The 22645-nt window shown below is 58.9% G+C and carries 22 protein-coding genes, 1 other RNA gene, 2 pseudogenes and 1 riboswitch; of the genes and pseudogenes, 20 read left to right on the forward strand and 5 right to left on the reverse strand.

The genetic code is table 11. From position 1 onward, the window contains the following. Positions 1-36: 36 nt before the first annotated feature. Both ffs and rsgA read left to right on the forward strand, forming a co-directional pair. Positions 37-135: signal recognition particle sRNA small type (ffs, locus tag ACR3ES_RS22425), an RNA gene on the forward strand. A 177-nt stretch (positions 136-312) separates the two neighbouring features. Then, complete coding sequence (gene rsgA, locus ACR3ES_RS22430; protein ID WP_170431134.1) at positions 313-1341, forward strand: ribosome small subunit-dependent GTPase A; 1029 nt, start codon at positions 313-315, stop codon at positions 1339-1341. Between the two features lie 33 nt (positions 1342-1374). Here the strand turns inward: rsgA and ACR3ES_RS22435 are convergent, their stop codons facing one another. Further along, positions 1375-2259 carry an alpha/beta hydrolase family protein gene (locus ACR3ES_RS22435; RefSeq protein WP_480424555.1) on the reverse strand — a complete coding sequence of 295 codons (885 nt, stop codon included), beginning with the start codon at positions 2257-2259 and terminating at the stop codon, positions 1375-1377. 131 nt (positions 2260-2390) lie between these two features. Continuing rightward, a riboswitch (cobalamin riboswitch) is annotated at positions 2391-2611 on the forward strand. An 89-nt stretch (positions 2612-2700) separates the two neighbouring features. Here ACR3ES_RS22435 and ACR3ES_RS22440 point away from each other — a divergent pair. Beyond that, complete coding sequence (locus tag ACR3ES_RS22440) at positions 2701-3108, forward strand: hypothetical protein (RefSeq protein WP_170431243.1); 408 nt, start codon at positions 2701-2703, stop codon at positions 3106-3108. Between the two features lies 1 nt (position 3109). Here ACR3ES_RS22440 and ACR3ES_RS22445 read toward each other — a convergent pair whose 3' ends face one another. After that, the gene (locus tag ACR3ES_RS22445; RefSeq protein ID WP_170431130.1) at positions 3110-3613 is read right to left on the reverse strand and encodes a phosphatase domain-containing putative toxin; all 504 of its coding nucleotides are present in this window, start codon (positions 3611-3613) and stop codon (positions 3110-3112) included. A gap of 170 nt (positions 3614-3783) precedes the next feature. Here ACR3ES_RS22445 and ACR3ES_RS22450 point away from each other — a divergent pair, with 170 nt between their 5' ends. From ACR3ES_RS22450 to ACR3ES_RS22470, 5 genes are all read left to right on the forward strand, one after another. After that, positions 3784-5547 (forward strand): DNA polymerase III subunit gamma/tau, encoded by a 1764-nt coding sequence (locus ACR3ES_RS22450; RefSeq protein ID WP_480424557.1) that lies wholly within the window; start codon positions 3784-3786, stop codon positions 5545-5547. Between the two features lie 154 nt (positions 5548-5701). Next, positions 5702-6046: a YbaB/EbfC family nucleoid-associated protein gene (locus ACR3ES_RS22455; protein WP_170431126.1), complete on the forward strand. Its 345-nt coding sequence runs from the start codon at positions 5702-5704 to the stop codon at positions 6044-6046. A gap of 62 nt (positions 6047-6108) precedes the next feature. Next, complete coding sequence (gene recR, locus ACR3ES_RS22460; RefSeq protein ID WP_170431125.1) at positions 6109-6702, forward strand: recombination mediator RecR; 594 nt, start codon at positions 6109-6111, stop codon at positions 6700-6702. A 27-nt stretch (positions 6703-6729) separates the two neighbouring features. Beyond that, positions 6730-7326, forward strand: a complete 597-nt coding sequence (locus tag ACR3ES_RS22465) for a hypothetical protein (protein ID WP_480424559.1) — start codon at positions 6730-6732, stop codon at positions 7324-7326. Positions 7327-7615: 289 nt separating this feature from the next. Continuing rightward, the gene (locus tag ACR3ES_RS22470; RefSeq protein ID WP_170431123.1) at positions 7616-8104 is read left to right on the forward strand and encodes a hypothetical protein; all 489 of its coding nucleotides are present in this window, start codon (positions 7616-7618) and stop codon (positions 8102-8104) included. On the opposite strand, the gene ACR3ES_RS22475 is transcribed toward ACR3ES_RS22470, so the two are convergent. After that, the gene (locus ACR3ES_RS22475; protein WP_170431121.1) at positions 8101-8730 is read right to left on the reverse strand and encodes a ribonuclease T2; all 630 of its coding nucleotides are present in this window, start codon (positions 8728-8730) and stop codon (positions 8101-8103) included. The two genes, ACR3ES_RS22470 and ACR3ES_RS22475, sit on opposite strands and share 4 nt — an antisense overlap. Before the next feature lie 130 nt (positions 8731-8860). On the opposite strand from ACR3ES_RS22475, the gene ACR3ES_RS22480 reads away from it, so the two are divergent. Beyond that, entirely contained in the window at positions 8861-9622 is a 762-nt protein-coding gene (locus ACR3ES_RS22480) for a cell cycle transcriptional regulator TrcR (RefSeq protein ID WP_170431119.1), read from the forward strand. Positions 9623-9673: 51 nt separating this feature from the next. Next, a complete protein-coding gene (locus ACR3ES_RS22485) occupies positions 9674-10063 on the forward strand; it encodes a hypothetical protein (protein WP_170431117.1) in 390 nt (129 codons plus the stop codon). A 55-nt stretch (positions 10064-10118) separates the two neighbouring features. On the opposite strand, the gene ACR3ES_RS22490 is transcribed toward ACR3ES_RS22485, so the two are convergent. Next, positions 10119-11150, reverse strand: a complete 1032-nt coding sequence (locus ACR3ES_RS22490) for a permease (RefSeq protein ID WP_170431115.1) — start codon at positions 11148-11150, stop codon at positions 10119-10121. After that, positions 11143-11451 carry a winged helix-turn-helix domain-containing protein gene (locus tag ACR3ES_RS22495; RefSeq protein ID WP_170431113.1) on the reverse strand — a complete coding sequence of 103 codons (309 nt, stop codon included), beginning with the start codon at positions 11449-11451 and terminating at the stop codon, positions 11143-11145. Before ACR3ES_RS22495 ends, ACR3ES_RS22490 begins: the two co-directional genes overlap by 8 nt. A gap of 135 nt (positions 11452-11586) precedes the next feature. Between ACR3ES_RS22495 and pdxR the strand changes: the two genes are divergently transcribed. The 10 genes and pseudogenes from pdxR to ACR3ES_RS22545 form a co-directional block, all read left to right on the forward strand. Further along, positions 11587-13014 (forward strand): MocR-like pyridoxine biosynthesis transcription factor PdxR, encoded by a 1428-nt coding sequence (gene pdxR, locus ACR3ES_RS22500; protein ID WP_480634763.1) that lies wholly within the window; start codon positions 11587-11589, stop codon positions 13012-13014. 158 nt (positions 13015-13172) lie between these two features. Beyond that, positions 13173-14942 carry a sulfoacetaldehyde acetyltransferase gene (xsc, locus tag ACR3ES_RS22505; protein ID WP_170431108.1) on the forward strand — a complete coding sequence of 590 codons (1770 nt, stop codon included), beginning with the start codon at positions 13173-13175 and terminating at the stop codon, positions 14940-14942. Positions 14943-15059: 117 nt separating this feature from the next. Then, complete coding sequence (locus tag ACR3ES_RS22510) at positions 15060-15992, forward strand: phosphate acyltransferase (protein WP_170431106.1); 933 nt, start codon at positions 15060-15062, stop codon at positions 15990-15992. Then, a complete protein-coding gene (locus tag ACR3ES_RS22515; RefSeq protein WP_170431104.1) occupies positions 15989-17071 on the forward strand; it encodes an acetate and sugar kinases/Hsc70/actin family protein in 1083 nt (360 codons plus the stop codon). Before ACR3ES_RS22510 ends, ACR3ES_RS22515 begins: the two co-directional genes overlap by 4 nt. 80 nt (positions 17072-17151) lie before the next feature. Next, a pseudogene (locus ACR3ES_RS22520) lies at positions 17152-19897 on the forward strand (molybdopterin oxidoreductase family protein). Then, positions 19894-20658 (forward strand): 4Fe-4S dicluster domain-containing protein, encoded by a 765-nt coding sequence (locus ACR3ES_RS22525; protein WP_170431100.1) that lies wholly within the window; start codon positions 19894-19896, stop codon positions 20656-20658. The pseudogene ACR3ES_RS22520 and the gene ACR3ES_RS22525 overlap by 4 nt, the downstream one beginning before the upstream one ends. Next, positions 20658-21544, forward strand: a pseudogene (locus ACR3ES_RS22530) (dimethyl sulfoxide reductase anchor subunit family protein). Before ACR3ES_RS22525 ends, ACR3ES_RS22530 begins: the two are co-directional and overlap by 1 nt. A 179-nt stretch (positions 21545-21723) precedes the next feature. Then, on the forward strand, positions 21724-22110 hold the full coding sequence (locus ACR3ES_RS22535; protein WP_480634772.1) for a carboxymuconolactone decarboxylase family protein: 387 nt from the start codon (positions 21724-21726) through the stop codon (positions 22108-22110). Between the two features lie 73 nt (positions 22111-22183). Then, entirely contained in the window at positions 22184-22525 is a 342-nt protein-coding gene (locus ACR3ES_RS22540) for a sigma factor (RefSeq protein ID WP_480634764.1), read from the forward strand. Then, a partial coding sequence (locus ACR3ES_RS22545; RefSeq protein WP_480634773.1) for a sigma factor-like helix-turn-helix DNA-binding protein occupies positions 22477-22645 on the forward strand: 169 nt, incomplete at its 3' end. The genes ACR3ES_RS22540 and ACR3ES_RS22545, both read left to right, overlap by 49 nt.

Raw genomic sequence — 22645 nt, forward strand, 5'->3', positions numbered from 1 at the left:
GTTGTGTTTTCCACTGGTGTTGCCTATATCGGCACCTGAGAGGTTGGCGCGGGCGAGCGCCTCGCCAACCTGGTCAGGTCCGGAAGGAAGCAGCCACAACGAGCCCCGCTTGGGTCGATGTCCAACCTCTCACTTAAGGTGCCAATTGGCGCAGTGGAATCACTAGCCGCAGGAGGGCTTTTATGATTGTAGCAAATTCCCTTCGGGCACAGCGGTTCTGAATTTCAAAACCCCCTGACTGCCTGAACACATCACCGACAGATGCGCGCGTGGCCATCTGAAGGTTTGTTGTACCTGAACACAGGCAGAACAATGTCCTTTACCTTATCGGACCTGGGATGGTCCTCACACTTTGCCGCGCAGCACGCGGCTAATCCATCATGCAATCCATTTCGTGTCTCGGCGGTTCACCGGGATCGTCTGATCGGTCTTGACCCCGCCGGCGAAATACCTCTGCTGACCCCGCATTGTCCGACAGGCGATTTCGCGGTTGGAGACTGGGTGCTCGCAGACGAAAACAACTGCGTTCAGCATCTGTTGCAGCGGCGCAGCGTGCTGAAACGGCGTGCGGCGGGAACCGGTGCAACATCACAGCTGATCGCCGCCAATGTGGACGTGCTGTTTATCGTCAGTTCCTGCAACGCCGATTTCAACCTGCCCCGGTTAGAGCGTTACCTTGCTCTGGCGCATCAGGCTGGATGCTATCCGGTTGTTGTTCTGACCAAGGCCGATGCCTGTGCCGACCCCCACGATTTCGAAGCGCGCGCGCAATCGCTTGCCCCGTTTCTAACTGTGCTAACGCTCAATGCGCTGGATCGGACCGCCATTCATCAGGTTTTGTCCTGGTGCCCTGCCAGTCAGACCGCAGCGCTGGTTGGATCGTCCGGGGTAGGCAAGACGACCCTGGCAAATGGGATGACCGGGTTGAGCGAGGCCACCGCCAGCATTCGCGAAGACGATGCACATGGCCGACACACTACAACTGTCCGCGCGCTGCGCCTGATGCGCAACGGCGGGTGGCTGATCGACACACCGGGAATGCGCGCCTTGCGGTTGCTGAACGCGCAGGAGGGCGTTGACGAAGTGTTCTCGGACATTCTGGAACTGGCGGATTCCTGCCGGTTCTCGGATTGCCAGCACATCTCAGAGCCCGATTGCGCGGTTCAAGCGGCCATCGAAACAGGCGCGCTTGATTCGGCAAGGTTGGAACGGTGGCGAAAACTGCGGCGCGAGGATCAACGCAATTCGGAAACCGTGGCGCAATCGCGCGCCCGCAACAAAGCCTTTGGCAAGATGGTGCGCTCCGTGATGCAGGACAAAAATGCCCGCAAACGCTACTGACCAAAGGGGCGCCGATTTTTGGCGCCCCTGACTTCAGGCGATCAGCCGGGGCCAGATGTTTGCACTGCGGCGGGCAAACGCCCCGATGTGGCCAATTTTTGACAACCCAAAGTCCTTTGGAACCAACAGGTGTCGCTCACCCTCTGGGCCGTACAGATCGGCCAGACGCCAAACCGCTTCTGGCGGGACCATTTCGTCGTCCTCAAACGTGAACAGATCAACGGGTACACCTGACCCCGACCAATGGGCGTCCGGCAATTCGACACCAATATCTGGCACATAGTTCTCCGGGGCCGTGCACCACTTGCGCCACTCCCAATACACCGAAGCGGGCAGGTCGGACCCAAACCCGAGCGCTTTCCCGGGCAAGTATCCAAATGCACGCACAAACAGTGGCGCATGGCCGTGCCAGAAAAGCCAGGCCAAAGCCCGATACGGCCAGGGATGGTCGGCCAATGTCACAAGGCCCGAGCACACGCAGATCATCCGATCGATCTGATCGATATCCGGCTGCAACGGCCCCAGCATCGCACCTATTGAGTGGCCAATGGTCCACTGTTTTGCGTCAGGAAACCGGTTCCGCATCTCGGTCCGAGCGGCAGGCATGTCGACCAGAGCCCACTCCGCCATTGTGACGCGAGAGTCTCTCAGGTGACCGCTACGGGAATGACCGAAATCTCGATAATCGTAGGTCAGGCAAGCCATCCCTTGTTCTGCGGCCAGCCAATGGGCGAAATGTCGATAATAATCGCGCGGCACACCTGTCGCGCTGTTCAGAACCACGACCGTATCCGGCTCGGCCAATGGTCGGTAGAACCGCGCCGACAGCATTGCCGGCCCAGACGGGAATTGAAATTCTTCGGTCAGTACCGCCTGCTGCGTATCCAACATGGTGCCCTCGGACTCAATCTGAACCAAGCAGTTCACTTTGATGGGCGTAAGTCAACACTGATCCGAGTTGACCAAACGTCCACTTAAGGTCAGCTCCGGCCTTCAAATCGCAGGGCGTCAGATACCAAAGATCAACTTGACTTTGGTCGCCGGTACCCGCTAGCGATTGTGTGATGGTTCTCGCGCCCCACAAGGGCTCGGGATGAAAAGGGAACACGGTGCGGTCCTGCCCGGTGATGACCGGAACGGACCAAGGCCGCGACTGCCCCCGCAACTGTAAGCGGTGAGCAACGCCGAAATACCACTGGCCGAAAGGCTGGGAAGGTCGGCAGAGCGATGATCCGCAAGTCAGGAGACCTGCCATCGAAACTGAAACCGAAACTCGGGCGGGGTGTCCGGGCAGGTCTCGACGGCGTAGATTGCCGTCCCGCCTGGTCCATGCCCTGTCCGCCGCGCGGAGGGCGCAGGATGATCTGGAAGACGGAAACACATGAATTCACCGCAACGGTGTGTCAGCGGACGGGCAAACCCTGCCCTGCGCTTGCGCGCATGGCGCGGGTAATGGCACAGGCCATGGCCCAAGCTGCCAATGTCACCACCGAGGCGTTTGAGATCGAAGGCGACAGCACATTGACCCATTGTCCTGAGGGCTGCATGGCTCGGTTTCGGGCGCAACAGGATCAGATACGGGTCTACTGTGGCGCTGATCCCGAAACCGGGATGAACCTGTTGGATAACTATGCCGATATGATCTTTGGTCTGGAGTTCAGCGCGATGGCGTCCGGCACCATCTGCAAACCACCTTGTGCTCTGCTGGAAGCAACGGTTTTGACGCCCCCAGCCGCGGCGCAAGAACCGCAGCACGTTCCTGCGTGACCTAGTGATCCACCGTTGCTCGGGCCGGTTCAGCGGCCCAGTTCCTCTGCGCCTCTGTCTCGACGGCGCAGGGGCGTAAAGCCCGCAAACGCGCCAGAGCCTGACCCGGCTGTTCACCGCATTCGACCATTAACCGCAAGACGACCATCCCGGACCTGCCGCACCCGCCCTTGCAATGGACCATCACACGCCCACCGCCCGACAAGGCGTGCCGAATCGCACTGCTAACCGAGGGCCATTGATTGATGACGGTTGCGGGCGGTGAATTGAAATCATCCACCGGCAGATGCACCCAGCGACTGGCACGACTCTGAATGTCTTGGCCGAAAGCCTGCGCGCCGTATTGCACCATCTCGGCAGCGGTCGTCATCGAAAGCACAATACCGGGTTTCCAGTCGGAAATCACATCCAGATCACCCGGATAATCCCCACCTCGCCCCGGCAGCGAGGTCAGAGCGAGTGTGCCACCACCCACCTGCAAAGCGTAGATCACCATTTGAGACATGGATCGCGACCTCCCGATACTCCCTAGAACCAAACTGTCGTGTGAAATGCACCTGTCTAATCTACCCGCGGCGTGACACTTTCCAAACCGAAAATCCTGTCATCGCGCTGTGGACGCGGGCGGCGGCGGGCCTTACGCTGCATCGAAGTTCCGAATCCACCAGAGCAGACATGACCGACACTTCCAGCCCCGCCTATCAGGTTCTCGCCCGCAAATACCGCCCAGAGACCTTTGCGGATCTGGTTGGACAGGATGCCATGGTGCGCACGCTTAAGAATGCGTTCGAAGCGGATCGGATCGCACAGGCCTTTGTCATGACCGGGATCCGCGGCACCGGAAAAACCACCACCGCACGGATCATCGCAAAGGGCATGAACTGCATTGGCGAGGACGGCAACGGCGGGCCGACAACTGAACCCTGCGGGAAATGCGAGCACTGTGTCGCCATCATGGAAGGACGTCACGTCGATGTTCTGGAAATGGACGCGGCCAGTCGCACCGGCGTCAACGACATTCGCGAAATCATCGACAGCGTCCGATACCGCGCGGCTAGCGCACGCTACAAGATTTACATCATCGACGAGGTTCACATGCTCTCGACCAGCGCCTTCAACGCGCTGCTCAAAACGCTGGAAGAACCCCCGGAACATGTAAAGTTCATCTTTGCAACCACTGAAATCCGCAAGGTTCCGGTCACGGTTCTGTCACGCTGTCAGCGCTTCGATCTGCGCCGGATCGAACCGGAAGACATGATTGGCCTGTTACGCAAGATTGCCGAAAGCGAGAACGCTCTGATCGCCGATGACGCTTTGGCACTGATTACCCGCGCCGCAGAAGGGTCAGCGCGGGATGCAACCTCACTGTTGGACCAGGCTATCTCGCATGGTGCCGGCGAAACAACGGTCGATCAGGTGCGCGCCATGCTGGGTTTGGCAGATCGCGGTAGGGTTCTGGACCTGATGGACATGATCCTGCGCGGCGATGCAGCAGGCGCGTTGACTGAGCTGAGCGGACAATATGCCGAGGGTGCGGATCCGCTGGCCGTTCTGCGCGATCTAGCCGAAATCACGCACTGGGTCTCGGTCGTCAAAATCACACCCGATGCAGCCGAAGATCCAACTGTCGCCCCAGATGAGCGCACACGCGGGCTGCAGATGGCCGAAGCCCTGCCGATGCGTGTGCTGACCCGGATGTGGCAAATGTTGCTGAAGGCTCTGGAAGAAGTGTCCGCCGCGCCAAATGCGATGATGGCTGCGGAAATGTCGATCATCCGCCTGACGCATGTGGCGGACCTGCCCAGCCCGGAAGAACTGGTGAAACGGCTGCAAGATGCCCCGCCACCGCCGAATGGAAGTCCTGGCGGCGGCGTGACACCCCAACGGACCGGTGTGCCGAGCGTTCAGACGAGCGCGACCACATCCCAGACGTACGCCCCCACGCCACAAGGTTCCGGTGGCGCGCCCGTAGCAGCATTGGCCCAAGATGTTCAGGCCGCGTTGGCCCGGTATCCGACTTTCGAACATGTGGTCGAACTGATCCGGGCACATCGGGATGTCAAACTGCTGGTCGAAGTGGAAAACGGCATCCGTCTGATCTCTTACCAACCGGGCCGGATCGAGTTCACACCGGCGGATCAGGCTCCGACAGACCTTGCTGCGCGACTGGGTTCGGCGTTGCAGCGCTGGACGGGCAACCGATGGGCGGTGTCCATCGTGTCAGACGGCGACGCGCCCACGATAAGCGAATTGCGAGACAAGGCAGAACTGACCTTGAAGGCCGAGGCCGAACAACACCCTTTGGTTCAGGCCGTTTTGGCTCAGTTCCCAAAGGCAAAGATCACCCGGATCGAAACCCCCGAACAACGTGCGGCCCAGGTCGAAACCGAGGCGTTGCCCGAAGTCGAAGACGAATGGGACCCGTTCGAAGAGGATTAGTCTGCCCCGCCTCTGAATGCTGGACAGTTCTTGGGCGCACAAACAAAAAAATTCTCGCCACAGACCATAGCGACCGATGGGAATGCCCACGGCCCTTGTGCAGCGCAGGCACCGCCCGTATCTAAGCAGCAAATTGATACACAGGAGAAAACAGATGCTCAAAGGACTCGGCGGTCTGGGCGACATGGCCAAGATGATGAAATCCGCTCAGGACCTTCAGACCAAGATGACCGAGATGCAGGACGAGCTGAACAACATCGTTGTTGTCGGCGAATCCGGTGCCGGGCTGGTCAAAGCCACGGCCACGGCAAAAGGAGAGTTGAAAGGTCTGGATATCGACCCGTCGATCTTCAACGGCGACGACAAGGAAGTGGTCGAAGACCTGATCCTGGCGGCCATCAAAGATGCCCAGTCCAAGGCGTCGGAACGCTCGCAGGAAGAAATGGGCAAGCTGACCGAAAGCATGGGATTGCCGAAAGACATCAAGCTGCCGTTCTGATACACCGTCCTGACGGATCAATGGTCGGGCCACCTTGCGTGGCCGCTCTGCAGGAACACGCGGTGAGTTCGAACAGCGATATCGACAATCTGATCGACCTTATGGCCAAACTGCCGGGTCTCGGGCCGCGCTCGGCGCGGCGCGCCGTGCTGCATCTGATCCGCAAACGCGCTCTGCTGCTGACGCCGCTCTCGGACGCGATGCAACAGGTGGCCATCACCGCCCGCGAGTGTCTGAACTGCGGCAATGTGGGCACGACCGACATCTGCGACATCTGCAATGACGAGGCTCGCGCCACCGGAGAGCTCTGCGTGGTCGAAGACGTCTCTGACCTCTGGGCGATGGAACGCGCGGGCGTGTTCAAAGGCCGCTATCACGTTCTGGGCGGCACCTTGTCCGCACTCGATGGGGTGGGTCCAGAAGAGCTGCGCATTCCCCGGCTCAAGGATCGGATAACCGCAGAAGGCATAACAGAAGTCATTCTTGCCCTGAATGCCACTGTCGATGGTCAGACTACAGCGCATTACATCGCGGACCAATTGGACGGTCAAGTGCGCCTGACCTCACTGGCCCAGGGCGTGCCGATTGGTGGCGAGCTGGACTATCTGGATGATGGCACAATCACGGCAGCGCTGCGCGCGCGGAAAGAACTTTAGCGAAACATAACAGGTGGACACCGGGTGTTGACCCCGAAAAACCATGTATTCGAGTGGGAAAACATGATGCGCGTTATTGCATTAATGTTAATCGTGGCGCTAGCTGCGGCACTTTCTGCCTGCACCACTAAACCGACACCCGGCCCGTCAGACATAGAGGACCTTGCCGCTGAAATTCAGGGGCTTGGGCCGGATGTGGATCCAGAGGAGGCATCGCGCGCGGCGCATATCGCCTATACCTATTCGCAACAACTCGCGCAGGAATACCGGGTCACGGACCCGCCGCTGATTCACAATGCCAAGGTGATGCATGGCTTTCGGGAACGCGGGCTCTGCAACGATTGGGCGCAGGATATCCAGAAGCGTTTGAACCAGGAGAATTTTCGGACGCTGACACTGCACTGGGCCACGTCACCGCCCACGGATTTCAGGATCATCCACCATTCCGCCGTTATCAGCAGACGCGGCGACACTATGTATGATGGCATTATTCTTGATCCTTGGCGCTACGGCGGGGTGCTGTTCTGGTCAAAAACCAAAGCGGATGAGCGCTACAACTGGCGACCCCGGATGGAAGTCCGAGAAGAACTGATAAACGCCAGCCGCGCCCGCCAAGCCAGCTAAGAAGTGTTGAGATCAAACATAATCGCACCCAATGGAACAAATAGGGCTTGGTCGTTTAGTCCATGATTGCTTTTGAATGGCCTTCCGTTAAGACCAATCTGGAATGGAAACTGAAGATCAGATCGGTCGCCAATTCAAAGAGGTCCGCAAGATCAGATCGTTTGTGGTGCCCTGAATCGACCTTTCAAAGTCGCTTGACCTGTAGGCTTAAGAGAACTGGTGCCTTTGATGGCGCGCCGAACTAGGTTAGAGACAAGCAAACTCAAGTATTTGTTTTGGGAGCTTAATTATGACCCGCCTTCTCGCCTTCATCTTCGCAGCCGTCACTGCAACCTCCGCTCTGTCGCAGGAGCTGATCGACAAGGGCTTTGTTGAAGGTTGGAACATCATGATGGACCCTGCGCTTGGAAACGGGTGCCTGATCCAGACGGTGTATCAGGATCTGTCGGTCGTTCGGTTGGGCTATGACGCGCTGGACAATCGGGGGTACTTCGCCGTTTACAACAAGGCCTGGGGCGACATTAAACAAGGTGAAAGCTATCCGATCCGGTTCGAACTGGACGGTAAGAGCTATGACGCTACTGCCATCGGGTTCAATGAACGCGACGTTCCGGGGGCCACCGTGTTTTTCACCGACCGGAGTTTCGTCAACGCGATTGCGCAGAACAAGACGCTGACTGTCTACAACCCGGCGGGTGAGGTGGTGATGGCGATTGATCTGAAAGGCACCGCCAAGGCGCTGGAATATGCCCGCGAGTGCCAGAACCGTGAGCTTTAACGAATCGGATCGAACAGAGCGTCTTTGGCGCTGCAATCCTTTATGGCATCACGACCGCAAGGAACTGGTTCTAGGTCATGGGAGAGGCACAGGCGGACTTCTTCAATATAGCCCTGCCTACACGTCACGGTGATCATATCCCGCTCCAGCACCGGGTTTTCCTTCAGAAAGGCCTCCTCAACAACCGATGCAGGCAGTTGCACCGACGCATCCAGCATGCGAAAGACTTTGGGTCGCTGAACGGCCTCATACGCCCGGCGTGACAGCGCGAGATAGTCGGGCGCGCTCAGTCCCGTGCAGGTGCCGTGCTTTTTCCACTGGTGCCAGGCCAGGCCGGAACTGCCTTGAATATCTTCCATTTCGCGGGTCATGCGCCGAGTCGGTGGTGCCTCGGACGTGGGACAGTAGGCCGGCCAGCCTTGATGGTATTGTGGCCAAAGCCCGTGTAGCACCCATCCATGGTCATACCGTGCATCGCATTGGTCCGATCCCCGGGCATCCCCTTCGCGCGCGCACCAGTTTGGCGACCAGCTGAGCGACAGAACATAATAGTCGAATTCACCGGCCTTCTCACCATCGGCCAGTGCTGCCATTGCGCTCAACACCCACAAAACAACCCAGCGCATTCGCCTCTTCCCTTCTTGCCTTTGCGCGACTATATACGGCCCAAGTTCCCCGACAACGGAAACCTGCCCCAAGATAAAGGGGCCGCCGAATTCCGGCGACGGGACACATGTATTCGAAGGAGACGGGCTGATGGCAAAACCCCTGATGGCCAAAGCGACAGCCGTATGGCTGGTGGACAACACCACGATCAGCTTCAAGCAGATCGCGGATTTCGTAGGCATGCACGAGTTGGAGGTGCAGGGCATCGCGGATGGTGACGTTGCCGCTGGCGTTAAAGGGTTCGACCCAATCGCCAACAACCAACTGACGCAAGAAGAGATCGACACGGCGCAGGATAACCCGCTGCACAAGCTGTCGCTGAAGTTCAATCCGGCGGCAACCGGCGAAGAGAAACGCCGCGGCCCGCGATACACGCCCTTGTCCAAACGACAGGATCGACCGAACTCGATTCTCTGGCTGGTGAAATTCCACCCTGAACTCAGCGACGGGCAGATCGCAAAACTGGTTGGCACGACCAAGCCCACCATCCAGTCAATCCGCGAACGGACCCATTGGAACATCTCGAACATGCAGCCGATCGATCCGGTTGCGCTGGGCCTATGCAAGCAGTCCGAGCTGGACATGATCGTGCAAAAGGCCGCCGCGAAGAAAGCCGCCGAGGGCGGCGTGATGAGCGACGACGAGCGCCGCAAGCTGGTATCGACCGAGCAATCGCTCGAAATGGATGCGGCGCCAAAGATTCCGACCGCCATCGAAGGTCTGGAAACATTTTCACTGTCGGATGAACCGGCGGACGAGAAAGAAGACGAGCCGATGGTGGATGCCGACAGCTTTTTCAACCTGCCCAAGGGCGGCGGTGAAGACGATGGCGAGGATGACCCACGCCCCTAAAGTAATGGTGACCCTGACCTGACCGGGTCGGGTCCTTTCTACGGGACACCCATGCTGAACTTTCTGTCCGCCATTTTTGGCCCCCACCTTGCCGTTTCGATCTACGCCTTCCTGAAAACATGGGGGCTGGGTTTGGCGGGCGGCGCGTTCATGATCGTGATCGTGACCAGCCTGTTCTTGCTGGGCGACGATGGCGAACACGAACATCATTCGTTCATGACCGTGCCGGTCTTGTCTGCGACGGCCATCAACGGAGATCTCAAAAACGGGGTGATCGCATCTGTTCGCTTGCCGGATGGAACCGCCACATCGATCACGTCGACCGAAGCTCCGATTTCACAGACGGTCGGCACCAGTGCCTGTGTTGAAAAGCGGGTGTATGTCGAAAGTGGCGAACCGCGCTACCGGTTCAAACTGCCAAGGTTCTGCGACACCGGTTGAGGTCCAGATTGCTTAAGAAAAAACCGTCCGACGATGCCACCGGACGGTTTGGTTTTTAGATCATCTGGAACAGGATGCCAGTGATGATCGCGCCACCGACGCCAAGCGTCAGGTAGGTTGCAAAGACGCGCGGTTTGACCAAGGACCAGACCGCGGCCATTGCCGGGATTGAGCTGACGGCCCCTGCCACCATGAACGACATGGCAGCCCCCGCGCTCATGCCTTGCTCCATCAGACCGGCCAGCAGGGGCGGTGCAACGTAGGAATTCAGGTATGCGGGCATCCCGACGAGCGCGGCGACAACTATCGGTACGACACCTTCACCCCCGACCGCGCCTGCAATCAGGTCTGCGGGAACGTAGCTGACAAGCAGCGCTTCCAGCACATAGGCCAGGGCCAGCCACTTCAGCAAGAACAGGCCATTTTGCACAAACTCTGCCCGGAAACGCACACGACGCTCAGGTTCCTGCCAGAATTTCCAAACCGGCTTGTCCTCTTGTTTTGGTTCACAGCCGCAGCACCCTGCAGGCTTATACTCGCGCAAAGGTTGGGCAAAGGCTCCCTGCCGCATCAGAAACCGAACGGCGAACCCGCCGAACAGTCCCAACGCAACGGCGGAAATGGCTTTACCAACAGCAAACGGCCAACCCAAGGCCCCAGCCGTAATGAGCAGCGTTGGCGGATCAATCAAGGGCGAACTGAGCCAAAAAGCCATGACGGCAGACAGCGGCGCGCCCAAGGCCAGCAACCCGGCAATAAACGGTATGACCTCGCATGAACAAAACGGGGCCAAACCTCCAAACAACGCGGCCAGCAGAATCATCCGTGTTTCGCGGCCCTCAAACGCCCGGGCCACCATCACCTCGGCACCCGTGGCTTTGAGATAGGACAGCAGGAGAACGGCAAACAGTATGTACTGACCGGTATGGGCCAGCGCCTTGGCCGCAAAAGTGACGACTTCGATCCAGTTGCCGGGGTCCAGAACCGCAACAGCGGCGAGGATCGCTACGATCAAAGCCCACGGTGTTTTGATCACGTCAAGCGCGCCTTTGCTTAAGGGTCTGGGATTTTGTGTCAGCTCAGCCATCGTTCGCAGCCTTTGTAACCTCGTCCGCGCAGCATTCACTCAGAATGAACTGGGCGAGGTTTTCAAGTTCGTCGTAGCAGGCGCGGTTGATCGTGCTGCGCCCGATTTTCTCTTGCTCGACCACACCCCCTGCCGCCAAAAACCGCAGGTGATGAGCCAGTGTTGACGGGGCAATCCCTGTCCGGCTTTGGATCTCGCCAACCGTCAATCCTGCCTCACCAGCACGAACAAGCGTTTTCAGAACTTTCAACCGGGCTTCCGACCCCATAGCTGAAAACCCGGCAGCCGCTGTTTCCCACATCTCTTTAACTCCATTAAACTAGATTTATAGTTATTTAATCCATGTAATCCATTTGGTCAACTCCGGTCCGCATGATTTTTCAGCAGTTTCGTAAGTCCAGATTGCCCATCTTATAAGTCCAACCTATAAGACCCTATGGGAATATCGGTCGACACATTCTTTCTTGAACTGAACGGGCAAGGCACGCTGCAGGCGCGGATCCAACAGATGATCGCCGAGGGCATCCTGTCGGGCCGGTTTCACGTCGGAGAAAAACTGCCCTCTTCGCGCAAACTGGCCGCCCATCTTGGGGTCAGCCGGATCACTGTCACGTTGGCCTACACTGAATTGCTGGCCAACGACTATCTGACCGCAAAAGGCCGATCCGGGTATTATGTTTCACAAAACGCGCCGGTCCCTCCGAAGTATTCACCGATGCAACGCGGCACAGAAACAGTGGACTGGGACAAAGCGCTGGCGCGGCGTTTTCTGGATTCGGATGTATTGCCAAAACCCAGCGACTGGCGCGAATACAGGTATCCCTTCATTTACGGACAGGCAGACCGGACTCTATTTGACCACGCCAACTGGCGGCTATGTGCGGTTCGTGCATTGGGGCACAAGGATTTCGACTCGCTGACAGGCGACTACGTGGATCAGGATGACCCGTTGCTGGTAGAGTTCATCGCCCGGCACACCCTGCCCCGCCGTGGCATCGCAGCGCGCCCCGAAGAGATCTTGATCACGCTCGGGGCACAAAACGCGCTTTGGCTGGCCTCGCGTATCTTGCTGACCCACAATCGCACAGCTGTCATCGAAAACCCCTGTTACTATGCGCTGCGGAGTCTTCTAAACCACTGGGATTGCAAGGTAACGCCCTTGAGCGTGGACCGGGATGGATTGCCGCCTGATGCGCTGCGTGACGACACGGACGTCATCTTTACCACACCCAGTCACCAAAGTCCGACAACTGCAACCATGCCGGTCAATCGCCGCAAACAATTGCTCGACCGCGCGCGCGCACTGGACGCCATGGTGGTCGAAGACGACTATGAGTTTGAAATGGCCTTTCTGGGTGCGCCATCGCCCGCGCTCAAATCCATGGATCGTGACGGCCGGGTGATCTATGTGGGCAGTTTCTCGAAATCTCTGTTCCCGGGATTGCGTCTGGGGTACATGGTTGGGTCCGAACCTTTCATACGCGAAGCCCGGGCGTTGCGTTCCCTCGTGCTGCGCCATCCTCCTGGCCATATCCAACGCACGGCGGCGTATTTCCTGTCTCTGGGCCACTACGATGCCCAAATCCGGCGAATGTCCCAAGCCTTAAGAGAACGTCGCGATGCGATGGACGCAGCCATAGATGAAAACGGACTGACTGTGGCCGGGCGCGGTGTGATGGGCGGTTCGTCTTTGTGGATGTCCGCGCCTGAACATGTCGACGCGACTTTACTTGCGCAAAAGCTGCAAACCAAAGTGTCCATATCGAGCCGGGTGCATCGTTCTTTTCGGGGCCCCATCGGCCCCAGAATTTCTACCGCCTTGGCTACTCGTCCATATCGACCGATCGCATTGCACCCGGCATAAAGCTGATTGCGGATGCTATTCGCGCCGGGTAGCCGGTATCTGGACATAATCCGCATTTCGTTTTGGACCTAACGCGGACCTGCCCCATCGGCGAAAACCATAGTCAAAGGCTGGACTGCCCGTCTGGCTGCAACCCCAATTGCGCGGAGTACACAAAGATGGAGATGACGACCGAAGAGGCCTTTGTAAAGGTATTGCAGAAGCACGGCATTGAGCATGCGTTTGGGATCATCGGGTCTGCGATGATGCCGATTTCGGATTTGTTTCCGACCGCTGGGATCATGTTCTGGGACTGCGCACATGAGGGCAGCGCGGGCATGATGGCGGATGGCTACACGCGTGCCACCGGCAAGATGTCGATGATGATTGCGCAGAACGGCCCCGGCATCACCAACTTCGTGACCGCCGTGAAAACCGCCTACTGGAACCACACGCCGCTGCTGCTGGTCACACCGCAGGCGGCAAACAAAACCATCGGTCAGGGCGGCTTTCAGGAAGTCGAGCAGATGAAGCTGTTCGAGGATATGGTCGCCTATCAGGAAGAGGTCCGCGATCCGACCCGCGTCGCCGAGGTTCTGACCCGCGTGATCGCCCAGGCCAAACGCCTGTCGGGCCCGGCGCAGCTAAACATCCCGCGCGATTTCTGGACCCAGGTCGTCGACATCGAGATCCCCGATCCGATTGAGTTCGAGCGCAGCCCGGGCGGTGAGAATTCGGTGGCCAAAGCCGCCGAGATCCTGTCGACGGCCAAGACCCCCGTCATCCTGAACGGTGCCGGCGTCGTGCTGTCCGAGGGCGGCATCGACGCCTCGATCGCGCTGGCCGAGCGCCTGGATGCGCCGGTCTGCGTGGGCTATCAGCACAATGACGCCTTCCCCGGCAACCACCCGCTGTTTGCCGGCCCGCTGGGCTATAACGGCTCGAAGGCCGGGATGGAGCTGATCAAGGAAGCCGATGTGGTGCTGGCGCTCGGCACCCGGCTGAACCCGTTCTCGACCCTGCCCGGCTATGGCATGAGCTACTGGCCAGAGGATGCCACCATCATCCAGGTCGACATCAACCCCGACCGGATCGGCCTGACCAAAAAGGTCACCGTGGGTATTGTCGGCGATGCGGCCAAGGTGGCAAACGGCATCCTGCGCCAGCTGTCCGACGATGCGGGCAATGCCGGACGCGACGCGCGCAAGGCCAATATCGCGCAGAAGAAATCCGCCTGGGCGCAGGAGTTGACCTCGCTGACGCATGAGCAAGACGATCCCGGCACCACCTGGAACCAGCGCGCCCGCGACGCCAAACCGGACTGGATGAGCCCGCGCATGGCGTGGCGCGCGATCCAGCAGGCACTGCCGCGCGAGGCAATCATCTCGTCCGATATCGGCAACAACTGCGCCATCGGGAACGCCTATCCTGACTTTGACGAGGGCCGTAAGTATCTGGCCCCCGGCCTGTTCGGCCCCTGCGGCTATGGCCTGCCGGCCATCGTCGGCGCCAAGATCGGCCAGCCGGACGTGCCGGTTGTCGGCTTTGCCGGCGACGGTGCCTTTGGCATCGCGGTCAACGAACTGACCGCCATCGGCCGTTCGGAATGGCCCGCTATCACCCAGATCGTCTTCCGCAACTACCAGTGGGGCGCGGAAAAGCGTAACTCGACCCTGTGGTTCGACGACAACTTCGTGGGTACCGAGTTGGACACCCAGGTCTCGTATGCAGGGATCGCCCAAGCCTGCGGCCTCAAAGGTGTCGTGGCCCGCACCCAGGACGAGCTGACCGCCGCCCTGAACCAGGCCATCGCGGACCAGAAAAACGGTATCACAACCCTGATCGAAGCCATGATCAACCAGGAACTCGGGGAACCCTTCCGCCGCGACGCCATGAAAAAACCAGTCAAAGTTGCTGGGATCGCAGCGGCCGACATGGCAGCGCAGTAAAACTGAAAATTGCTGCGGGCGTGACGAAACGTCAGGCCCGCACTTATCGTAAATGTCAAACAGGAACGTTATTGGTTACATGCCGTGCTTTATCCCAAAAACGACATGAGCTGACCTATGTTCCCTTTTCTCTCACAAACATCTCCAACCGTTTCCGGACGACTGCTCCGACAAGCGCAAAATCTGCGGACACCGCGTGTGGCGCTGGTCAACGCCAGTTCGGCGACCGCCTTGGCAGGTATTCAGGAAGCGGCCAAAGCGGATCTGGCCGAGCCTGTTTTGATCGGCAATCCGGCAAAAATCACCCAAGCCGCCGAATCCATCGAATTTGATCTGACAGGTATTCAGGTCATCGACGCCCCGCACGACGCCGCAGCGCCCGAAGCGGCACGCCTGGCGCGCGACGGCCACGTCGATGCCATTATGAAGGGGCAGATTCATTCCTCCACCTTTCTGAAGGGCTTGCTGCCGACTGCCGCCGGACTTCGCGCGCCCGGCGTGCGGTGTGCGCATGTGTTCCATATGACGGCGCCGGGATCTGATCGTCCGATCCTGTTGACGGACGCCGCGTTAAACGTCGATCCGAGTGTCGAGACACGCCAAGCCAGCCTCGCCCACGCAGTTCATATGGCGCATCTATTAGAGATCGAGCGTCCCAAGGCCGCTATCCTGGCACCCAGCGAAGATCCAACACCCACTATCCAAAACACCATGGAAGCTGCGGAAATCGCGGCATGGGCCAAAACCGGTCTGCCCAGTGCAGATGTGGCCGGTCCGCTCGCCATGGACCTCATCCTGTCGCGTCAGGCCGCCGATATCAAAGGGGTTGAAACACCTGTGGCCGGAGACGCAGACATTATTCTGACGCCCAACATCACAACCGGAAACGCGGTGGTCAAACTGATGGTGCTGGGGATGGGCTGTTGCGCGGGTGGTCTGATCATGGGCACAAAAGTGCCTCTGCTGCTGACATCACGGTCTCAGGGGTCAGCCGCGCGGCTGGCCTCGGCGGCATTGGGCGCGATTGTTGCGAATGGGGGGTCGGCATGATCCTCGTTCTGAATGCAGGATCGTCGTCGATCAAAATCAAGCTTTTCACGCTTGATCTGGCCCCAATCCTGTCCGGCTCGGTCAGCGAAATCGGTGGCGACGCGCAGATCAAACTGGGTGCCGAAAAATCGCAGATCACCGCAGAAAATCACGGCGCCGCGCTAGATGCCCTGTTGGCGGGACTGGTCCGACAAGGATACAACCTGTCGGACCTGTCCGCTGCCGGCCATCGGATCGTGCATGGCGGCGCCGACCTGACGGCGCCCAGCGCATTGACCCCGGACATCCTGCGACGGATTGAGGATTGCGTGACGCTTGCGCCTTTGCACAATCCACACAACCTGTCAGCCATCCGCGTTCTGGCGGACCGTTTGCCGGATCTGCCTCAGTTCGGCTCGTTCGACACCGCGTTTCATGCCGACAATTCCGCTGTATCTGTCGCCTATGCCATTCCGATCGAAGAACGCAATAAAGGGCTTCGCCGCTACGGGTTTCACGGGCTCAGCTATGCGTCCATGGTCGAGTATCTGGGCGATGACCTGCCCGAGCGGTTGCTAGGCCTGCATCTTGGGAACGGATCCAGCCTCTGCGCTATTCGAAACGGGAAGAGTGTTGCCAGCAGCATGGGGTATTCCCCTCTGGACGGGTTAACAATGGGGACCCGCAGCGGGGCGATTGACGGGATGGTCGTGTTGCGGCTGGCGCGTGAGCACGGGCTGGACGATGCAAACCATTTACTGAACTTTTCCAGCGGTCTGACCGGATTGGCTGGAACCAACAATATGGCCGATCTGCTGCAGCGGGATGATGAAGACGCCCGATTTGCTGTCGATCACTTTTGCTACTGGGCGGCGCGTCACGCAGGCAGCGCAATCGTGGCCCTAGGCGGTCTGGACGCCGTCGCCTTTACCGGGGGTATCGGTGAAAACGCCCCTCAAATCCGCGACAGAATAATGGATTATCTGTCCTTTCTGAGACCAGTTTCCGTGCACATCGTACCGGCTGATGAAGAGGCCCAGATTGCCCGGGATGTACTGCACCTGTTAAATGGGAGGACGGTTCTAAAGTATAGAGCCTAGGGAGGGATTACGTGAACCAGCAGCCGCAAGTTGACTTATCACCCAAAGTGTCTGACGAGATTCGTCGCACAACGTGCTACATGTGCGCCTGCCGATGCGGCATCAACGTGCACATGAAGGACGGCAAGGTTGCCTATATCGAAGGCAACCGCGATCACCCGGTGAACCAGGGCGTTTTGTGCGCCAAGGGCTCGGCCGGGATCATGCAGGTCAACGCACCGTCGCGGCTGCGTAAACCCCTGCGCCGGGTCGGCCCGCGCGGGTCGGGCGAGTTTCGCGAGATCGAGTGGGAAGAAGCGATCAGTACGGCTGTTGGCTGGCTGAACGAGTTGCACGAAACGGCTCCGCAAAAGCTGGCCTTCTTTACGGGGCGCGATCAGAGCCAGAGTTTCACTTCGTTCTGGGCTCAGAATTTCGGCACGCCAAACTATGCAGCCCATGGTGGGTTTTGCTCGGTCAACATGGCGGCTGGCGGCATCTACACGATGGGCGGTGCATTCTGGGAATTCGGGCAACCCGATTGGGACCATACCAAGCTGTTCATGCTGTTCGGCGTGGCCGAGGATCATGACAGCAACCCGATCAAGATGGGCATTGGCAAGATCAAGGCACGTGGCGCCCGGGTGATTGGGGTGAATCCGATCCGTACAGGCTATAATGCCGTGGCAGATGATTGGGTCGGGATCACACCTGGCACAGACGGGCTGTTCATCCTGTCGCTAATCCACGTGCTAATGAAGGCCGGCAAGATCGACCTTGATTACCTGAGCCGCTACACCAATGCACCTGTTCTGGTAAACGCCGCCGAAGGTCCGGAAAACGGCCTGTTCCTGCGCGACGCAGACGGCAAGCCACTGGTGATCGACCGCGTGACGGGCGAACCCACCGCCTTTGACAAACCCGGCGTGCGCCCGGATCTGGCTGCGACTTACGAGAAGGACGGTGTCACCCACCGCCCGGTCTTTCACCTGATAGCTGAAAAGTATCTTGATGACGCGCACGCGCCCGAGGCCGTGGCAGATCGTTGTGGTATTCCCGCAGAACGCATCCGCGCCATCGCCGCTGAAATCGCTCGCGTCGCTTTTGACGAAGCGTTCGAGATAGATCAGGAATGGACAGATTTCCGGGGTGAAACACACGCAAAGATGATCGGCCGCCCGGTCAGCTTCCACGCGATGCGCGGTATCTCGGCCCATGCCAACGGGTTTCAGACCTGCCGCGCCTTGCACACACTGCAGATCCTGCTGGGAACGGTTGAGGTTCCGGGCGGCTTTCGGTTCAAACCCCCCTATCCCAAACCGGTCGAAGCGCACCCGACCCCACATGGCGACCGGCGTCCCGGACGCCCCCTGGAAGGTCCGCACTTGGGCTTCCCACGCGGACCCGAGGATCTCTTGCTCGACGATTGCGGTACGCCGCAGCGGATCGACAAGGCGTTTACCTGGGAAAACCCGATGTCGGCCCACGGGCTGATGCACATGGTGATCTCGAACGCGGCTGCGGGTGACCCCTACAAGATCGACACGCTGTTCATGTACATGGCGAACATGTCGTGGAATTCGACCATGAACACCAAGGGTGTCATGGAGATGCTGACCGCCCGCAACGAAGACGGCAAATACGTCATCCCGCATATCATCTATTCGGACGCCTACTCGTCCGAGATGGTTGCTTATGCCGACCTGATCCTGCCCGACACGACCTATCTGGAACGCCACGATTGCATCTCGCTGCTCGACCGCCCGATTTGCGAGGCCGATGCCGCCGCCGACGCAATTCGTTGGCCCGTGATCGAGCCCGACCGCGATGTGCGCGGCTTTCAATCGGTGCTGATCGAACTGGCCAACCGCATGAGTCTGCCGGGCTTCACCAACGAGGACGGCAGCCCAAAGTGGAAGAATTACGCCGACTATATCGTAAATCATCAGCGCAAACCGGGTATTGGCCCTCTGGCCGGTTTCAGGGGCGAAAACGGCGACAAGGAAGGGCGCGGCGAAGTCAACCCAGACCAGTTGAATCGCTACATCGAAAACGGCGGGTTCTACGTCGCGCACATTCCGGAAGGCGCGAATTACTACAAACCCTGGAATGCCGCCTATCAGGACTGGGCGGTTGGCATGGGCATCTATGACAGTCCGCAACCTTATCTGTTCCAACTCTATTCGGAACCTATGCGGAAATTCCAACTAGCCGCCGAAGGCTATGGCGACCGTCAACCACCCGACCATCTGCGTCAGCGGATCAAGGAAACCATGGACCCGCTGCCGATCTGGTACGAAACCGATCAGCAAGGCAATGAGGGCTTCGCCATCACCGCACTGACCCAGCGCCCGATGGCCATGTATCACAGTTGGGGCACGCAGAACGCATGGCTGCGGCAATTGCATGGTCGCAATCCGCTCTATGTCCCGACAAAGCTGATGCGCGAACACGGGCTGAAGGATGGTGACTGGGCCAAAGTCAGCTCTCCGCACGGAGAAATTACCGTACCGGTCATGGAAATGGCAGCGCTGAACGACAACACCGTTTGGACATGGAACGCCATTGGAAAGCGCAAAGGCGCATGGGCTTTGCAGGATGACGCCCCGAGGCCACCAAAGGCTTTTGCTGAACCATCTGATTCATGAGTTGTTGCCGCCGAAAGGTGACGGGATGCGATGGGCCAACTCTGATCCCGTGACGGGTCAGGCCGCTTGGTTCGACCTGAAGGTCAGAATCGAAAAGACCGAGGCGCCGAGTGACGCGGAAAGCCAGCCAGAATTTGGCCCGATTAAATCGCCGGTTGGAACCGGCCCCAAAGATCTGGCGTGGAAGGTAGGTAAATGACCCAACTCCCCCAATCGACCGACCGCAAGCTGGGACTGGTCATCGATCTCGACACCTGTGTCGGCTGCCATGCCTGTGTGATCTCGTGCAAAGGCTGGAACACGGAAAACTATGGCGCGCCGCTGTCGGATCAGGATGCTTACGGTGCCGACCCGTCTGGCACGTTCCTAAACCGCGTGCACTCTTATGAAATTCAGCCTGAACAAGGTCAGGCTCAATTGGTTCATTTCCCCAAATCCTGCCTGCATTGCGAGGATGCGCCCTGCGTTACCGTCTGCCCCACCGGGGCAAGCTACAAGCGGGTTGAAGACGGCATCGTTCTGGTCAACGAAAGCGATTGTATTGGCTGCGGTCTCTGCGCCTGGGCGTGCCCCTATGGCGCGCGAGAGATGGACATGGCCGAAGGCGTAATGAAAAAGTGCACGCTGTGCGTTGACCGCATCTACAACGAAAACCTGCCCGAAGTAGATCGCGTCCCCGCTTGCGTGCGCACCTGTCCTGCCGGCGCGCGCCACTTCGGTGATCTGGGTGATCCAGACAGCGATGTCAGCAAGCTGGTGGCCGAGCGCGAAGGCATGGACCTAATGCCTGAGATGGGGACTAAGCCGGTCAACAAATACCTGCCGCCCCGGCCAAGGGACACGGTTGAGGACCAGATCGACATCCTCGCGCCGCTGTTGACCCCGGTTGCCGACGAAGCCAAGGGTTTTGTTGGATGGCTCGATAAGGCTCTCGACAAACTGCCCGGAGGCGCGACCTGATGCATCCAGCCCCTTCAGTCATCATATTCACCACGTTTTCCGGATTGGGTTTTGGCCTGCTGTTCTTTCTCGGCCTCGGTCAGCCCGCAGTCACCGGGGTGGTTGCCTTTGTATTCTATGCCATTGCCTACGCGCTGGCAGTCGGTGGCCTTCTGGCATCGACCTTTCATCTGGGTCATCCGGAACGTGCCTGGAAGGCTTTCAGCCAGTGGAAATCGAGCTGGCTCAGCCGAGAAGGTATCTGCGCCGTCGCCGCCCTCGTCATCATGGGTCTGTATGCACTTGGCGCGGTCTTCCTGAACAGCCATTGGGCGCTTTTGGGCTGGGTTGGTGCGTTGCTCTGCCTGGCCACCGTATTCACAACCTCGATGATCTACACACAGCTCAAGACCGTGCCGCGCTGGAACATGGGCCTGACGCCGCTTGTCTTTCTATCTTTCAGCCTGGCAGGGGGTGCCCTTCTAGCAGGTGCTGAAAACCTTGCCCCCTGGCTGTTGTTGATCGCTGGGGTGGCGCAATTGGCCTATTGGGCCAAGGGCGACCGGGCGTTGGAGAATTCCGGAACAAATATGGCAACCGCCACCGGATTGGGGGATCGCGGAGCGGTGCGCGCATTCGAACCGCCGCACACCGGAACAAACTACCTGCTTCGTGAGTTCGTACATGTGGTTGGGCGAAAGCACGCACAGAAACTGCGTGTCATCTCATTCGTCCTGGCGTTTGCCCTACCCCTTGTGCTGATCCTGACACCTGTCGAGGGTTTCGTGGTCAAACATGTCTTTGCGTTGCTTGCCGTATTGTCACATCTGGCGGGCGTTCTGGTCTCACGCTGGCTGTTTTTGCGCAGGCCGAACATGTCGTGGGCCTGTATTACGGAAAACGCTGACGCCTCAAAAATCCGAGTTTTCTCGGAGTTCTTTTTGGCACCGTGTCACAAACACGGTGGTTCGTGCGTCCTGTTTCTGTACAAATCAAAAACAGGAGTACGCAATGTCCCCTCGGATCAATCACTTTTCCGTCGCCCCCGCGTTGATGCAGCCCATGCTGGATATGGAAGACCTCCTTATGGCGTCAGGGCTGGAGCACAGCCTGATCGAGCTCGTGAAGCTGCGGGTGTCTCAGATCAACGGATGCGCCTACTGCATTCACATGCACACCCACGACGCCCGTGCGAGTGGTGAAACCGAAGACCGGTTACATCTTTTGAACGCGTGGCGTGAATCATCGCTTTACTCGGAACGCGAACAGGCGGCTCTGGCCTGGGCAGAGGATCTCACTCGGATCGAAACCAGCCGCGCTCCCGACGCCACTTATACAAAAGTCGCAGCGCAGTTTTCCGAAGAGGATCAGGTGGCGCTGACACTTGTCGTCACGACCATCAACGCGTGGAACCGTCTGGCCATCGGATTCGACGTGCCGCACCCGGTTTCCAACACGGCATCGGCCGCGTGACCCGGCCCGGATCAAAGCCCGGCGATACCGCCTTCGTCGATATGCAACCGCGTCTTTTGCGGTTGCATATCGCATGCTCAGATCGGTCAACGATGCCGAAGACATCGTACAGGATGCCTATCTACGCTGGCGACGGGTCGACCCTGCCATCGTACGCGATGAAACCGGGTTTCTGATCCGCGTCGTGACGCGCTTGTGCCTGGATCATTTGCGCGCGGCACGCACCGTTCGAGAAACCTATCCCGGCGAGTGGCTGCCCGAGCCACTTGTCACCGAAGACGCAACCGAGCGACTGGATCGTGACGTCTCGGTGGCTCTTTTGATGGCATTGGAAGGTTGTCGCCGCTGGAACGCGCCGCATTCCTGTTGCACGATATCTTCGATCAAACCTATGACGACCTGGCAAAAGCCCTGAATCGAAGCCCAACCACGTGCAGACAGCTTGTCAGCCGGGCGCGCAAGCATGTCGAACAGGCCAAGCCGCGTTCGAATGTCGACCCAGCGCTCAGCGATGATCTTGCAAGGGCGTTTTTCC

Source organism: Ruegeria sp. B1 (genome assembly GCF_056535885.1).